At 60.4% G+C, this 14776-nt stretch carries 14 protein-coding genes and 1 pseudogene; 7 read left to right on the forward strand and 8 right to left on the reverse strand.

All coding sequences use genetic code 11. The annotated features are described in order from the left end of the window. The first annotated feature begins 3 nt into the window (after positions 1 to 3). From hutG to mdoH, 7 genes are all read left to right on the forward strand, one after another. Positions 4 to 807 carry an N-formylglutamate deformylase gene (gene hutG / locus ACZ3HH_RS04380; RefSeq protein WP_223569505.1) on the forward strand — a complete coding sequence of 268 codons (804 nt, stop codon included), beginning with the start codon at positions 4 to 6 and terminating at the stop codon, positions 805 to 807. Between the two features lie 310 nt (positions 808 to 1117). After that, on the forward strand, positions 1118 to 2065 hold the full coding sequence (locus tag ACZ3HH_RS04385; protein WP_465802956.1) for a choline ABC transporter substrate-binding protein: 948 nt from the start codon (positions 1118 to 1120) through the stop codon (positions 2063 to 2065). 244 nt (positions 2066 to 2309) lie between these two features. After that, positions 2310 to 3248 (forward strand): alpha/beta hydrolase, encoded by a 939-nt coding sequence (locus ACZ3HH_RS04390; protein WP_465802958.1) that lies wholly within the window; start codon positions 2310 to 2312, stop codon positions 3246 to 3248. A 114-nt stretch (positions 3249 to 3362) separates the two neighbouring features. Next, positions 3363 to 4334 carry a prolyl aminopeptidase gene (pip, locus tag ACZ3HH_RS04395; RefSeq protein WP_448091649.1) on the forward strand — a complete coding sequence of 324 codons (972 nt, stop codon included), beginning with the start codon at positions 3363 to 3365 and terminating at the stop codon, positions 4332 to 4334. Then, positions 4331 to 4768 carry a D-aminoacyl-tRNA deacylase gene (dtd, locus tag ACZ3HH_RS04400; RefSeq protein WP_123361149.1) on the forward strand — a complete coding sequence of 146 codons (438 nt, stop codon included), beginning with the start codon at positions 4331 to 4333 and terminating at the stop codon, positions 4766 to 4768. The genes pip and dtd overlap by 4 nt, the downstream gene beginning before the upstream one ends. Before the next feature lie 321 nt (positions 4769 to 5089). After that, complete coding sequence (locus ACZ3HH_RS04405; RefSeq protein WP_465802961.1) at positions 5090 to 6895, forward strand: glucan biosynthesis protein G; 1806 nt, start codon at positions 5090 to 5092, stop codon at positions 6893 to 6895. After that, a complete protein-coding gene (gene mdoH, locus ACZ3HH_RS04410; RefSeq protein ID WP_465802963.1) occupies positions 6888 to 9458 on the forward strand; it encodes a glucans biosynthesis glucosyltransferase MdoH in 2571 nt (856 codons plus the stop codon). Before ACZ3HH_RS04405 ends, mdoH begins: the two co-directional genes overlap by 8 nt. Positions 9459 to 9641: 183 nt before the next feature. Here the strand turns inward: mdoH and ACZ3HH_RS04415 are convergent, their stop codons facing one another. From ACZ3HH_RS04415 to hisI, 8 genes and pseudogenes are all read right to left on the reverse strand, one after another. Continuing rightward, positions 9642 to 10514 (reverse strand): methyl-accepting chemotaxis protein, encoded by an 873-nt coding sequence (locus ACZ3HH_RS04415; RefSeq protein WP_465803392.1) that lies wholly within the window; start codon positions 10512 to 10514, stop codon positions 9642 to 9644. Then, positions 10500 to 11579 (reverse strand): annotated as a pseudogene (locus tag ACZ3HH_RS04420) (methyl-accepting chemotaxis protein); the annotation flags it as partial. The pseudogene ACZ3HH_RS04420 and the gene ACZ3HH_RS04415, both read right to left, overlap by 15 nt. 198 nt (positions 11580 to 11777) lie before the next feature. Further along, the gene (locus ACZ3HH_RS04425) at positions 11778 to 12485 is read right to left on the reverse strand and encodes a 16S rRNA (uracil(1498)-N(3))-methyltransferase (RefSeq protein ID WP_465802965.1); all 708 of its coding nucleotides are present in this window, start codon (positions 12483 to 12485) and stop codon (positions 11778 to 11780) included. Next, positions 12482 to 13276 carry a twin-arginine translocase subunit TatC gene (gene tatC / locus ACZ3HH_RS04430; RefSeq protein ID WP_460143711.1) on the reverse strand — a complete coding sequence of 265 codons (795 nt, stop codon included), beginning with the start codon at positions 13274 to 13276 and terminating at the stop codon, positions 12482 to 12484. Before tatC ends, ACZ3HH_RS04425 begins: the two co-directional genes overlap by 4 nt. Continuing rightward, complete coding sequence (gene tatB / locus ACZ3HH_RS04435) at positions 13273 to 13710, reverse strand: Sec-independent protein translocase protein TatB (RefSeq protein WP_465802967.1); 438 nt, start codon at positions 13708 to 13710, stop codon at positions 13273 to 13275. Before tatB ends, tatC begins: the two co-directional genes overlap by 4 nt. Positions 13711 to 13720: 10 nt before the next feature. Further along, a complete protein-coding gene (locus ACZ3HH_RS04440; RefSeq protein ID WP_008005062.1) occupies positions 13721 to 13993 on the reverse strand; it encodes a twin-arginine translocase TatA/TatE family subunit in 273 nt (90 codons plus the stop codon). Between the two features lie 24 nt (positions 13994 to 14017). Then, positions 14018 to 14350, reverse strand: coding sequence for a phosphoribosyl-ATP diphosphatase (locus ACZ3HH_RS04445; RefSeq protein ID WP_258619206.1), 333 nt, complete (start codon positions 14348 to 14350; stop codon positions 14018 to 14020). After that, the gene (gene hisI / locus ACZ3HH_RS04450; RefSeq protein WP_007899278.1) at positions 14343 to 14744 is read right to left on the reverse strand and encodes a phosphoribosyl-AMP cyclohydrolase; all 402 of its coding nucleotides are present in this window, start codon (positions 14742 to 14744) and stop codon (positions 14343 to 14345) included. Before hisI ends, ACZ3HH_RS04445 begins: the two co-directional genes overlap by 8 nt. Positions 14745 to 14776: the final 32 nt, after the last annotated feature.

Genomic DNA, 14776 nt, shown 5'->3' on the forward strand with positions numbered 1-14776 from the left:
GTTGTGGATAAGGTTCTGAACTTCAAACAAGGCCGCGTGCCGCTGCTGATCAGCATGCCCCACGCTGGCCTGCGCCTGACCCCAGTGGTCGAAGCGGGATTGATTCCCGACGCGAAAAGCCTGCCGGACACCGACTGGCACATCCCAAGGCTTTACGAGTTCGCCGCCGAGCTGGGCGCCAGCACCCTGGCGGCCGAGTACTCGCGGTTTGTCATCGACCTGAACCGACCGTCCGACGACAAGCCTTTGTATGTCGGCGCCACGACCGGTCTGTACCCGGCGACGTTGTTCGACGGTATTCCGTTGTTCCGCGAAGGGCTGGAACCATCGGCTGCAGAGCGGGCGACTTATCTGGAGCAGATCTGGACGCCATACCACCGCACCTTGCAGGAGGAGCTGGCACGACTGAAGGCTGAGTTCGGCTACGCGCTGCTATTCGATGCGCACTCGATCCGCTCGATCATCCCGCACCTGTTCGACGGCAAGCTGCCGGACTTCAACCTCGGCACCTTCAACGGCGCCAGTTGCGATCCACAATTGGCCAGCCAACTGGAAGCCATCTGCGCACGGCATGGCGATTACAGCCATGTGCTGAACGGTCGCTTCAAGGGCGGGCACATCACCCGGCATTACGGCAACCCGGCCGAGAACATCCATGCCGTGCAACTGGAGTTGGGGCAGTGCACGTATATGGAAGAGTTTGAGCCGTTCCGCTATCGCCCGGACTTGGCGGCACCGACGCAAGTGGTGCTCAGGGAGTTGCTGCAAGGGTTACTGGCGTGGGGCGCAAAGCACTACAGCGCATAACTTTGTGGGAGCGAGCCTTTGTGGCGAGGGAGCTTGCTCCCGCTCGGCGGCGAAGCCGTCGTAAACCCGGCTGGTCGGGCGTATCTGATAAAACTCGGTTGAATGGTTTGGGGGCTGCTTCGCAACCCAGCGGGAGCAAGCTCCCTCGCCACAGATTGGTGTTCTCCTTGATAACGCATCAGGGCAGTCGCCACCGTGCAAAACACGGTCGCCACAGTTCGCTTTTACCCTCTCGACGCTGCGTAATGTTCTGGGCACGGTGCACGAAGACACCGGCCCTCACAATAATCTGCCGCACGAGACTCTCCCGATGAAAAGACTGTTCTCCCGCTGTCTCTCAATCCTCTGCGGCACTGCTCTTCTGAGCACCAGCGTTTTCGCCAACGACCCCGCTTCCTGCAAGACCGTACGCATGGGCGTGGTCAACTGGACCGACGTGATCGCCACCAGTGGCATGGCTGACGTATTGCTCAATGGCCTCGGCTACGAAAGCAAACAAACCAGCGCCGTGCAGCAAATCATCTTCGCCGGCATCCGCGACAAACGCCTCGACATCTTCCTTGGTTACTGGAAGCCGGCGATGGACAAAAACATCGCGCCGTTCGTGGCAGCCAATCAGGTGAAAGTTATGGACAAACCGAGCCTGGCCGACGCCCAGGCGACGCTCGCCGTGCCTGACTACGTCGCTGCCGCCGGCCTGAAAACCTTCGCCGACATTGCCAGATTCAAGGATCAGCTCGGCGGCAAGATCTACGGTATTGAGCCGGGTAGCGGGGCCAACACCACGATCAAAACCATGATCGAGGCCAATCACTTTGGCTTGAAGGATTTCAAGCTGATCGAGTCCGGTGAGGCCGGGATGCTCGCCGCCGTGCAGCGGGCGGTCAATCGCAAGGAGTTCGTGGTGTTCGTCGGCTGGACCCCGCATCCGATGAACATCAACATGAACATCACTTACTTGACCGGCAGCGAAGACGTCTACGGGCCGAACGAAGGCGCGGCGACCGTTTCTACCGTGACCGTGCCGGACTATGCCGAGCGCTGCCCGAACGTGAACCGGCTGCTTGAAAACCTGACCTTTACCGCGGCCCAGGAAAGCCAATTAATGGTGCCAATCATGGAGCGCAAGACGCCACAGGAAGTCGCCAGGCAATGGCTGCGTGATCATCCCGAAGATCTTCAACGCTGGCTGGCAGGTGTCAGCAGTTTTGATGGGAAGGAGGGTGTGGCAACCGTTCAGGCCAGTTTGAAAAACTGACTGGTCGAGCGGGATCACTGTGGCGAGGGGGGCCTAATGCCGGTAGTTAGAAATTTGAGCGACGAAGATCCTGTGGGAGCGTGGCTTGCCCGCGAAGAATGCGCTGCGGTTTTTCAGGTCTTACGCGTCATCGTTCTTCGCGGGCAAGCCACGCTCCCACAGGTTCTGCGTCTTAACTTACCGGCATTAGAGCAAGCCCCCTCGCCACAGACCCCTATTCCTCTATTTGACTGGCTGCAGGCTCATGGCTCCTTATCCACTCTCTGAACACATGGCGGCTTTCGTCGAGAAAACCCTCAGCTTCAACAGCACCGACAGCACCGACAGCACCGACAGCAGCTTCACCGGTTTGCGTCAGGCCTACAGCGAAATGTGCCGGGCGTTTACTCCGCCATGTCCTGCGGAGCTTGAGGTGGTCGATTTCGAATTGGCAGGCGTGGCCGTGCGTTCCTGGCAACCCCCGGTCACGCCGCCGACCAACGGTTGGCCGTGCATTGTGTACCTGCACGGCGGCGGTTGGGTGGTGGGGGATCTGGATTCCCACGCCTTCATCTGCGCCGAACTGGCGTCGGTGCTCGGGGTGATGGTGATCGCCGTCGATTATCGGTTGGCGCCGGAGCATCCGTTCCCGGCGGCGTTCGATGACTGCCTGAATGTATGGCGCGCGCTGCGCACAGGACCGTTTCAACTCGACCCTGCGCGGACCCTGGTGGCGGGCGACAGCGCTGGCGGCAACCTCGCCGCCGCGTTGTGCCTCGCGTTACGCGTTGCCAGCGAGCCAATGCCATGTGCGCAAGTTCTGATCTATCCGGGACTGGGTGGCGACCACCGATTGCCGTCGCGCCGCGAATGCGCCGATGCGCCATTACTCAGCAGCAGCGATCTGGATTGTTATCACGCGTTGTATTTAGGCGGTACCCGACAACCGGGTATCTATGCGACGCCCTTGCTCGCCGACGATCTCAGCGGTCTGCCACCGGCGTTGATCGCCGTGGCGCAGTTCGATCCGTTGCGCGATGACGGCGTGCTTTACGCCGAGCGACTCAACGCCGCAGGCGTGAGCGCAACGCTGTATTACGGGGAGGGGCTGGTTCACGGTTGTTTGCGGGCACGGAAGCAGGTCGCCGAGGTCGACCGACTCTATGAAACCCTGCTCGGCTATTTGGCTGAGAAGACGGGCTGACAAACGCTGACGCTGCAAGGGCATGCTCATTGAAGTAATTCGGGTTTATGATGCCGGACGGCAGAATAATAGAAGTCCCCCCAGGGATGACCTCGACCCCTTACGGAGCGCGCAATGCAGACTTTGTACCCGCAGATCAAACCCCACGCCCGGCACGATCTGGCTGTCGATAAAACCCACACGCTGTATGTCGACGAAAGCGGTTCGCCGGAAGGTTTGCCGGTGGTGTTCATCCACGGCGGCCCCGGCGCCGGGTGTGATGCCCAGAGTCGCCGGTATTTTGATCCGAACCTGTATCGCATTGTCACCTTCGACCAGCGTGGTTGCGGTCGCTCCACGCCCCACGCCAGCCTGGAAAACAACACCACCTGGGATCTGGTCGCCGACCTCGAGCGGATTCGCAAGCACCTGGGCATCGACAAATGGGTGCTGTTCGGCGGCTCCTGGGGTTCGACCCTGGCCCTGGCCTACGCGCAAACCCACCCGGAGCGCGTGCATGGCTTGATTCTGCGCGGGATTTTTCTCTGCCGTCCCCAGGAAATCGAGTGGTTCTACCAGTGTGGCGCCAGTCGCCTGTTTCCCGATTACTGGCAGGACTACATCGCGCCGATCCCGCAGGACGAACGCCACGACTTGCTCTCGGCGTTCCACAAACGCCTGGTCGGCAACGATCAGATCGCCCAGATGCACGCGGCCAAGGCCTGGTCCATGTGGGAAGGCCGCACCGCCACCCTGCGGCCGAATCCGCTGGTGGTCGACCGTTTCTCCGAGCCTCAGCGTGCGTTGTCCATCGCCCGTATCGAGTGCCACTACTTCACCAACAATGCTTTCCTCGAGCCGAATCAGTTGATCCGCGACATGGGTAAGATTGCCCATTTGCCTGGCGTGATCGTCCATGGTCGCTATGACGTGATTTGCCCGCTGGACAATGCCTGGGAACTGCATCAAGCCTGGCCGAACAGCGAATTGCAGGTGATTCGCGACGCCGGCCATGCGGCGTCCGAATCGGGTATCACTGATGCCTTGGTACGCGCCGCTGATCTGATGGCCCGCCGTATGCTCAACCTGTCGCCTGACGAAGCATGAAGGGCCTGCTGCAACGCGTGCGTGGCGCGCGAGTCGAGGTTGCGGGGGAAGTGGTTGGGGCGATAGATCAGGGGTTGCTGGTGCTGGTGGCGGTCGAGCCCGACGATACTCCGGCCAGTGCCGACAAACTTCTGCATAAACTGCTTAACTATCGAGTATTCAGTGACGCCGAGGGCAAGATGAATCTGTCCTTGGCGGACGTAGGCGGTGGGTTGCTGTTGGTCTCGCAGTTCACCCTGGCCGCCGACACCAAAAACGGGTTGCGCCCCAGTTTTTCGACGGCGGCTCCTCCTGCTTTGGGCGAGGAGCTGTTCGACTATCTATTGGGTAAAGCGAAACAGGTGCATGGCACTGTGGCATCAGGTAGATTCGGCGCGGATATGCAGGTGCATCTGGTCAATGATGGCCCGGTAACCTTCCTGTTACAGACGTGAAAGCGCTTGAAACATCTTTTTAAGTGCATTTCGACTGAAAACAGAGGCTTTTCCCGATAAATACTTGGTTCCCCCTGATGCGTTGTAACGCGGCCTACTAGATAATCGCGCGCTACGGGGATCGGCGTTCGTTGGTCCGTTTTGACTTAGGTAGAGACTTGTCCGAGGCCTGTTGGGGAATCATTTTGCCCCATAGGAGTCGGAACAATGCTCGCCAACTTGGCAAGAGTCGTTCGCAGGGTCGGTTTTTTTTCACCGCACACCGTGCTGGCACTTTAACTGGCCGTTGGTTTTTTGATCTGTTTTCGGCGAGGGTTGCTCGTGATTGTTAGTCCCTGTAATGCACCAAAATTGTCTGCCAAACGGTTTCGAAGCGCTCTGGTAGCAGGCTCTGCACTGCTCTGCCTGTTCAGCGCCGGCCAACTTTGGGCATTCAATCTGGATGACGTATCGGTCAAGGCAAAAGAGCTGGCCGGGCAAAAATACGAAGCCCCGCGCAGTAACCTGCCGAATGAATTTCGCGAGATGAAATTCGCTGATTATCAAAAAATTCGGTTCCTGACTGAAAAGGCCGAATGGGCGAACCAGAAAACCCCATTCAAGCTGTCGTTCTATCACCAGGGTATGCACTTCGATACGCCGGTGAAAATCAACGAAATCACGGCCAACACCGTCGCCGAGATCAAATACGACCCAAGTCGTTTCGATTTCGGCGACGTGAAGTTCGATCCTAAAGCCACCGAACAGCTGGGTTATGCCGGTTTCCGTGTGCTGTACCCGATCAACAAGGCCGACAAGCAAGACGAAATCATGACCATGCTCGGCGCGAGTTATTTCCGCGTCATCGGCAAGGGGCAGACCTACGGGCTCTCCGCTCGCGGCATGGCTATTGATACCGCGTTGCCGTCCGGCGAAGAGTTCCCGCGCTTCACCGAGTTCTGGATTCAACAGCCCCAGCCGGGCGACAAGCATCTGGTGATCTTTGCCCTGCTGGATTCGCCGCGTGCCACCGGTGCCTATCGCCTGACCCTGCGTCCGGGCAGCGACACGGTTGTCGACGTCAAGGCCAAGATGTTCCTGCGTGACAAGGTCACCAAGCTTGGCGTTGCGCCGCTGACCAGCATGTACTTGTTCGGCGCCAACCAACCGTCGAAAGTGCTGAACTACCGTCGCGAACTGCACGATTCCAGCGGCCTGTCGATCCATGCCGGCAACGGTGAATGGATCTGGCGCCCACTGAACAATCCGAAACACCTGGCCGTGAGCAACTTCTCGATCGAGAACCCGCGCGGTTTCGGTTTGCTGCAACGTGGCCGTGACTTCAGTCACTACGAAGACCTCGATGACCGCTACGACAAGCGCCCAAGTGCCTGGATCGAACCGAAAGGCGATTGGGGCAAGGGCTCCGTCGATCTGGTGGAGATTCCTACTGCTGACGAAACCAACGACAATATCGTTGCCTTCTGGAGCCCGGACAAACTGCCTGAGCCTGGCCAGTCGCTGGACGTTGCCTACCGCTTGCACTGGACCCTCGATGAAGCCTCCCTGCATTCGCCGGACAGCGCCTGGGTTCAACAGACCCTGCGTTCCACGGGTGATGTGAAGCAGTCGAACCTGATTCGTCAGCCGGACGGCAGCGTGGCCTATCTGGTGGATTTCGAAGGCCCATCCCTGCAGGTCCTGCCGGAAGATACTGAAGTGCGCAGCCAGGTGAGCGTTGGCGACAACGCCGAACTGGTCGAGAACAGCGTCCGTTACAACCCTGAAACCAAGGGCTGGCGCCTGACTTTGCGGATGAAGATCAAGGATCCGGGCAAGGCCACCGAAATGCGGGCTGCACTGGTGAAGAACATCACGCCTGCCGACGCGATCAAGACCGCGGCGCCAGCGTCCAGTTCTTCCGTTGCCAAGGCCGACAAGATCGCCGCCCGGCAGCAAGAGAAGAAGGACAAGGAAGCCAAGCAGGCTGAAGCACAAGCCCAGCAAGCCAAGGACACCAAGGACAAGGACAACAAAGACGCCAAGCAGCCTGTTGCTGCCGAAGCGGCCCCAGCCACAACGGAATCGGCACCGACTGAACAAGTCCTGACCGAGACCTGGAGCTATCAGTTGCCCGCCGATGAGTAATTCACAAGTACAGCCACAAACGCTTGCCGAATATCTGGCGCATTTGCCGATGAGCGACGAGCAGCGCGCGGAACTCGCGGGCTGCAAGTCGTTCAGTGAACTGCACGAACGTCTGTCGTCCTCGACGTTCGACGCGCCGACCGAGGCTGCTCAAGCCTCGGTCGGTCGGCGCCTGACACTGAACACCGCCGAAGAGCTGGCGGATGCGGAAATGCTGGTGCTCGACGCCAGTGGTCGGGTTTGCCTGAAGGCAACCCCGCCGATCCGTCGGACCAAAGTCGTGCCCGAGCCGTGGCGCACCAACATTCTGGTGCGTGGCTGGCGTCGGCTGACCGGTCGCACCAACCCGCCAGCACCGCCGAAAGACGAGAACGTGCTGCCAGCGGCTCGCTGGCGCACCGTCGGTTCGATCCGCCGCTACATTCTTCTGGTGCTGATGCTCGGTCAGACGATCGTCGCCGGCTGGTACATGAAAGGCATCATGCCGTACCAGGGCTGGTCGTTCGTCGATCTTGAAGAAGTTCTGCATCAACCTCTGACCCAGACCGCCACGCAAGTGCTGCCATATGCCTTGCAAACCAGCATTCTGATTATGTTCGGGATTCTGTTTTGCTGGGTCTCGGCGGGGTTCTGGACCGCGCTGATGGGCTTCCTCGAGTTGATCACCGGCCGTGACAAGTACCGCATTTCCGGCGCCAGCGCCGGCAACGAGCCGATCGCCAAGGACGCACGCACCGCACTGGTGATGCCGATCTGCAACGAAGACGTGCCGCGGGTGTTCGCCGGTTTGCGGGCTACCTTCGAATCGGTTGCGGCCTCGGGTAACCTGGATCGCTTCGACTTTTTCGTGCTCAGCGACAGTAACGACGCCGACATTTGCGTTGCCGAGCAGCAGGCCTGGCTGGACGTCTGCCGTGAAGGCAAAGGCTTCGGCAAGATCTTCTATCGTCGTCGCCGCCGCCGCGTAAAACGTAAAAGCGGCAACCTCGACGACTTCTGCCGTCGTTGGGGCGGTGACTACAAGTACATGGTCGTGCTCGACGCCGACAGCGTGATGAGCGGCGAATGCCTGAGCAGTCTGGTGCGCCTGATGGAAGCCACGCCGGATGCCGGGATCATCCAGACCGCGCCGCGTGCGTCGGGCATGGACACCCTTTATGCGCGTATGCAGCAGTTCGCCACGCGTGTGTACGGTCCGCTGTTCACTGCCGGTCTGCACTTCTGGCAGTTGGGCGAATCCCACTACTGGGGTCACAACGCGATTATCCGCATGAAGCCGTTCATCGAGCACTGCGCCCTGGCGCCGTTGCCCGGTAAAGGCGCGTTTGCCGGTGCGATTCTGTCCCACGACTTCGTCGAAGCTGCGCTGATGCGCCGTGCCGGCTGGGGCGTATGGATTGCCTACGACTTGCCGGGCAGCTACGAAGAACTGCCACCGAACCTGCTGGACGAACTCAAGCGTGATCGTCGCTGGTGCCACGGCAACCTGATGAACTTCCGGCTGTTCCTGGTCAAGGGCATGCACCCGGTGCACCGTGCGGTGTTCCTGACCGGCGTGATGTCGTACCTGTCGGCGCCGTTGTGGTTCTTGTTCCTGGTGTTGTCGACGGCCTTGCTGGCGGTCAACACGTTGATGGAGCCGCAATACTTCCTGGAACCGCGTCAGCTCTATCCACTGTGGCCACAATGGCAGCCGGACAAGGCGATTGCGCTGTTCTCGACGACCATCGTGCTGCTGTTCCTGCCGAAGTTGCTGAGCATCATCCTGATCTGGGCCAAGGGCGCGAAAGAGTTCGGTGGCAAGTTCAAGGTGACGCTGTCGATGCTGCTGGAGATGTTGTTCTCCATGCTGCTGGCGCCGGTGCGGATGATCTTCCACACCCGCTTCGTACTCGCCGCGTTCCTCGGCTGGGCCGCGACCTGGAACTCGCCGCAACGTGACGACGACTCCACGCCATGGAGCGAAGCGGTCAAACGGCACGGTCCGCAAACCTTGCTGGGCTTCTTCTGGGCGCTGTTGGTGATCTGGCTGAACCCGAGCTTCCTCTGGTGGCTGGTGCCGATTGTCGGTTCGCTGATGCTGTCGATCCCGGTATCGGTGATCTCCAGCCGTGTCGGCCTGGGCCTCAAGTCCCGTGACGAAAGCCTGTTCCTGATCCCTGAGGAATACAATCCGCCACAGGCGTTGCTGGCAACCGACCAGTACACCCACGAAAACCGTTGGCATGCGCTGAATGACGGCTTCGTCCGGGCAGTGGTCGATCCACAGCAGAACGCCTTGGCGTGTGCGCTGGCGACATCCCGTCACCGTCAGGCCGAGCCAATCGAATGGCTGCGCATCGAGCGGGTTCGCCATGCGATGAAGGTCGGGCCTGCCGGGCTGACGAACAACGAGCGTGTGGCCCTGCTGAGTGATCCGGTGGCACTGGGTCGCTTGCATGAGCAGGTCTGGAACGAAGGCCACGCCGAGTGGCTGCAAGCCTGGCGCACATCGGTGGATGCCGATCCCCATGCGCCACTGTTGCCGCTCAAGCCTGTGAGCGTGCAGCCTCAGTTGGCCTAATGAAAAACCCCGCGAAAGCGGGGTTTTTTTTGCGCTGCTGATCATTCCCACGCGCTGCCGGGAACGCCTCATGCAGTTGATCTGACTGAACCCAACTTTGTGTTCGGCGCAGATCCTGTGGGAGCGGGCTTGCTCGCGATTGCATCACCCCGGTTTCAAGCGAACCGGGATGCCCGCATCACCTCAAACCTTGAAGCGCCCCACCAACATTTGCAGGTGATTGCCCAACCGCGCCAGCTCGACGCTGGAGGCCGCGGTCTCTTCACTGGCGGCCGAGGTCTGCTCGGACACATCACGCACGTTCAGCACGCTGCGGTTGATCTCTTCAGCCACCGCGCTCTGTTGCTCGGCAGCGGCGGCAATCTGCTGGTTCATCGACTGGATTGCCGACACGGTGCGGGTGATGCTTTCCAGCGAGCTACCGGCGCGGCGGGTCAGTTCGACGCTGCTGTCTGTCAGGCTGCGGCTGTTGTCCATGATGGTCGCGACTTGCTGAGTGCCGGTTTGCAGGCCGAGGATCAACTCTTCGATTTCTTCGGTGGACTTCTGGGTGCGTTGAGCCAGGCTGCGGACTTCGTCGGCGACTACCGCAAAACCGCGCCCGGCTTCACCGGCGCGAGCGGCTTCGATGGCGGCGTTGAGCGCCAGCAGGTTGGTTTGCTGGGCCACGGACTTGATCACGTCGAGCACGCTGCCGATCTTGTCGCTTTCGCGCTTCAGATCGCCCATGGCGGCAGTGGAGTTACCGACTTCGGTAGCCAGGCGCTCGATCTGGGCGATGGCTTCGCCGACCACTCTGTCACCCTCGCGCGCCTGCTGGTCGGCGGCGACGGCGGCTTCGGACGCCTCCTCGGCGTTGCGCGCGACTTCCTGCACAGTGGCGGTCATTTCGTGCATGGCGGTGGCCACCTGATCGGTCTCGACCTTCTGGCTGTTGACCCCGGCGCTGGTCTGTTCGGTGACGGCGGACAGCTCTTCAGCGGCGCTGGCGATTTGGGTCACGCCATCGCTGATGCCACCGATCAGTTCCCGCAGGCCCAGGGTCATGCTCTGCATGGCGCGCTGTAGCTGGCCCAGTTCGTCTTGGCGTTCGGAAATGAGATTGTGGGTCAGGTCGCCCGCGGCGACACGCTCGGCCACTTTGAGGGTCTGGCTCAGAGGAATGACGATCTGGCGAGTGATGGCCCAGGCCGCGAACAAGCCAAAAGCCGAGGCCAGGATGGTCGCCATCAGCAGCAGGTTCTTGGCGTGTGCCGCATCGGTGTCACGCACGATGGTTTGCGAGGCAGTGAGCTTTTTACTGGTGTCGAGCAGAATGTCGCCTTGTGCGATCATGCGTTTAATAGCAGCACCGCTGGCGACCTGAGCGTCGCGGAACTGGCTGACGGCCGCGCGATAAGCTTTGAGCGAGTCGGTCGCCTGTTGCAGGTTGGCAATGTGTTGTTCCGGCAATTTAGACGGCAGGCTCTCGAGGTTTTTCAGGGAGTTGTCGATGGCGTCCAGCGCCGGCTGCTCGGCTTCGGGTTTACCGCTGTAGGTGTAACCACGCACCTGGAAGCGCGCTTGCTGAATCAGTTTGCTGAGGTCGATCACACTGTTGAACTGAGCGACGCTGTCGCCTTGCAAAAGAGATTTTTCGACTTCAGCGACCCGGGCCACGGCGTTATCGGCGGTGGCGCCCAGTTTGCTGCGGGCGTCTTCGCGGGTAGCGGTGGCTTGAGTCAGGTCGGCGACGGTGCGTTTGTACTCGCTGACGGCGGCCAGTTGCTGGTCGATCATTGCTACATCGCCAGCCTGTTCGATCAGTGTGCGTGCGGTTTTAAGGCCGCTATCGAGTTGGCCGAGCAGATCATTGATGGCGCCCGGGCCTTGTTCGCCACGGCGCATTTCGTAATCCAGACGGGCCAGGCGCAGGTCTTTGGTCAGCTCCTTGAGGCTGGAAATAAACCCAAGCGTATCGCCACGGCTGATCACACCGCTCAGACCGGTCCAGCCGGTGAAGGTGATCAACAAGGTCAGAAGCAGCACCAGACCGAAGCCGATACCCAGTTTGCGATTGACGCTTACGTTTCCCAGTTTCTCGGCTAGCCAACGGTACATGCTGCTACTCCCTCGGACCATTAATCGGTTTTATGGGAACTGTATCGGCCGGCTGGCAGGGATCTGTAGGGGAGTAAACACTTGTGGTGAGGGAGCTTGCTCCCGTTTGGGCGCGAAGCGGCCACCGCTTTTTTCCAGCAAGACCGCTTTCACTGGTTTACGACTGCTTCGCAGCCGAGCGGGAGCAAGCTCCCTCGCCACAGGGTTAAGTGTCTGGGGTTAGAAGAGGCGTGCCAGCAGCGCAGTGACGGCGGTTTCAACCCGCAGGATGCGCTCGCCGAGTTGCACCGGTTGCAAGCCGGCCTTGGCCAGCAAGTCAATTTCGTAGGGAATCCAGCCACCTTCGGGGCCGATGGCCAGGGTCACGGGTTCGTTCAGGCCACGAGGGCAGGGCGGGTAGTTACCGGGATGGCCGACCAAGCCGAGGGTGCCTTCGGTAATGGCCGGCAGACGGTCTTCGACAAAGGGCTTGAAGCGCTTCTCGATGACAACCTCCGGCAGCACGCTGTCCCGGGCCTGTTCAAGCCCCAGGATCAATTGCTCGCGAATTGCCTCGGGTTCCAGGAACGGGGTTTGCCAGAAGCTCTTCTCGACGCGATAGCTGTTCACCAGCACGATTCGCGGCACACCCATGGCGGCCACGGTCTGAAACACCCGACGGAGCATTTTCGGTCGCGGCAGCGCCAGCACCAAAGTCAGTGGCAGCTTGGCCGGTGGCGGCTGATCGAGGGTGACACGCAACTCGGCTTCATCGGCGTCCAGGCGCAGCAATTCGGCTGAACCCATCAACCCATCGATACGCCCGACCCGCAGGCTGTCGCCAACCACCGAGCGGTGGACTTCCTGCATGTGAGTCAACCGGCGATCGCGCAGGATCGCCCGGTCGGCCGCAATAAAGTCGGCCTCTTCGAGGAGCAGCAGGTTCACGCTTGAGTCGCTGGCGGCTGGTCGTTGTGATCGTCAGCCGGCTGATCGTCCGGGTGCTCGCCGCGCTTGCTGATCAGGCTGCCGAACAGGATGCCAATCTCGAACAGCAACCACATCGGAACGGCCAGCAGCGTCTGCGAGAAGATGTCCGGCGGCGTCAGGATCATGCCGACCACGAAGCAGCCGATGACTACATACGGGCGGATCTTCTTCAGGTAGGCGACATTGACCACGCCGATCCACACCAGCAGCACCACCGCCACCGGGATCTCGAACGCCACGCCGAAGGCAAAGAACAGCGTCATGACGAAATCGAGGTAGCTGGTGATGTCGGTCATCATTTCCACGCCGGCCGGGGTGGCGGCGGCGAAGAACTTGAAGATCAGCGGGAACACCAGGAAATAGGCGAAGGCCATGCCGGTGTAGAACAACAGAATGCTGGAGACCAGCAAGGGCACCGCGATGCGCTTCTCATGCTTGTACAGGCCTGGCGCGATAAAGCCCCAGATCTGATGCAGGATCACCGGGATCGACAGGAACAGCGAGACCATCATGGTCAGCTTCAGCGGCGTCAGGAACGGCGACGACACGTCGGTGGCGATCATCGTCGCGCCGGCCGGCAGGTACTGGCGCAGCGGCGTGGAGACGAAGGTGTAGATCTGCTGAGTGAAGGCGAACAGCCCGGCAAAAATGATGAACACCGCCGCTACGCAACGTAGCAGGCGCGTGCGCAACTCGGTGAGGTGCGAAACCAGCGGCATGTGCTGGTCGTTTTCGGGGAGATCGCTCATGGGGCTCGCGGCGGCAATGTTGGTTCATGAGGGGCTGGCGCAACAGGCGTAGCCGCAGGAGGAACAGGTTCTACTGGAGTTTCAGGTGCAGGTGCAGGTTCAACGGCTGCAACCATCGGCATAACCTCAGCCGCCGGCGCATGAATCGTCTGCGTCGCTACAGGTTCCACCGGCGTCGGCTCTTGCTGAGTCGGCGTGAAGATCTTCCGCGCCTCCTGCTCCAGCGACAGAATGTGCTCGTTGTGCAGTTGCCGGCGAATCTCGTCGGCACCGATTTCACGTTCAACTTCCTGTTTGATCGCGTTGAAGCTGCGCTTCAGCCGCCCGACCCACAGGCCGGCGGTGCGCGCAGCACCCGGCAAACGCTCGGGACCCAGCACCAGCAGGGCCACGAGGCCGACGAGCAGCAGTTCAGAGAAGCTGATACCAAACATTAGTCAGTGCTCACACGTCTTTGCGGATCGGCTCTTCGACTTTTTGCGCCTGCACGTCGATGGTGTGCGGCTGGTTCACAGAGGCCTGCGGCTGAACCGGCGGTACCGGTTGGGACGGCGTCGCGGTCGGATCGGCCGGTTTTTCGTCGTCGTTCATGGCTTTTTTGAAGCCCTTGATCGACTCGCCCACGTCAGTGCCGAGGTTTTTCAGTTTCTTGGTGCCGAACACCAGCACCACGACAACCAGGATGACGATCCAGTGTTTCCAGTCAAAAATGCCCATGTTACGTTCCTCTGTAATAGATGTTCAGGCGGACGGGCGAGAGGCTTTCTCGGTATGTCCAGACAGACCGAAGCGGCGGTCCAGTTCATCGAGCACAGCCTGTGGATGCTGCCCCAGTTGGGCGAGCATGACCATGCTGTGGAACCACAAATCGGCGGTCTCGTAGATCACATCGCTGCAGTCACCGCTGATGGCGGCATCCTTGGCGGCAATGATGGTTTCGACCGACTCTTCGCCGACTTTTTCCAGAATCTTGTTCAAGCCCTTGTGGTACAGGCTGGCGACATACGAGCTGTCGGCGGCGGCGCCTTTGCGCTCTTCCAGTACTTGAGCCAGACGGGTCAAAGTGTCACTCATGTGTGTGTCCTGCGGAATAGATAGCGTGCGGGTCTTTCAGCACCGGGTCGACGGTTTTCCAGTCGCCGTTCTCGAAGACGCGGTAGAAGCAGCTCTGACGGCCGGTATGGCAGGCGATGTCGCCGATTTGCTCAACCATCAGGATGATCACGTCAGCGTCACAGTCCAGGCGCATCTCATGCAGGGTTTGCACGTGGCCGGACTCTTCGCCTTTGCGCCACAGCTTGCCACGGGAACGTGACCAGTAAATGGCACGGTTCTCGGCAGCGGTCAGTTCCAGTGCTTCGCGGTTCATCCAGGCCATCATCAGGACGCGTCCGGTCTTGTGATCCTGGGCAATCGCCGGCACGAGGCCATCGGCGTCCCACTTGATCTCGTCCAGCCAGTTTTTCATCTTCGACTCCGACAGCGGGCTCTACTTCAATA

The organism is Pseudomonas sp. PME37.24/025 (assembly GCF_055556615.1).

Bases quoted from the DNA above. Each gene is read 5' to 3' on its own strand.
- tatB (WP_465802967.1), bottom strand. From the start codon at position 13,710: ATGTTTGGTATCAGCTTCTCTGAACTGCTGCTCGTCGGCCTCGTGGCC.
- dtd (WP_123361149.1), top strand. From the start codon at position 4,331: ATGAAGGGCCTGCTGCAACGCGTGCGTGGCGCGCGAGTCGAGGTTGCG.
- ACZ3HH_RS04445 (WP_258619206.1), bottom strand. From the start codon at position 14,350: ATGAGTGACACTTTGACCCGTCTGGCTCAAGTACTGGAAGAGCGCAAA.
- ACZ3HH_RS04440 (WP_008005062.1), bottom strand. From the start codon at position 13,993: ATGGGCATTTTTGACTGGAAACACTGGATCGTCATCCTGGTTGTCGTG.
- ACZ3HH_RS04385 (WP_465802956.1), top strand. From the start codon at position 1,118: ATGAAAAGACTGTTCTCCCGCTGTCTCTCAATCCTCTGCGGCACTGCT.
- ACZ3HH_RS04415 (WP_465803392.1), bottom strand. From the start codon at position 10,514: ATGCAGAGCATGACCCTGGGCCTGCGGGAACTGATCGGTGGCATCAGC.
- mdoH (WP_465802963.1), top strand. From the start codon at position 6,888: ATGAGTAATTCACAAGTACAGCCACAAACGCTTGCCGAATATCTGGCG.
- hisI (WP_007899278.1), bottom strand. From the start codon at position 14,744: ATGAAAAACTGGCTGGACGAGATCAAGTGGGACGCCGATGGCCTCGTG.
- ACZ3HH_RS04390 (WP_465802958.1), top strand. From the start codon at position 2,310: ATGGCTCCTTATCCACTCTCTGAACACATGGCGGCTTTCGTCGAGAAA.
- tatC (WP_460143711.1), bottom strand. From the start codon at position 13,276: ATGAGCGATCTCCCCGAAAACGACCAGCACATGCCGCTGGTTTCGCAC.
- pip (WP_448091649.1), top strand. From the start codon at position 3,363: ATGCAGACTTTGTACCCGCAGATCAAACCCCACGCCCGGCACGATCTG.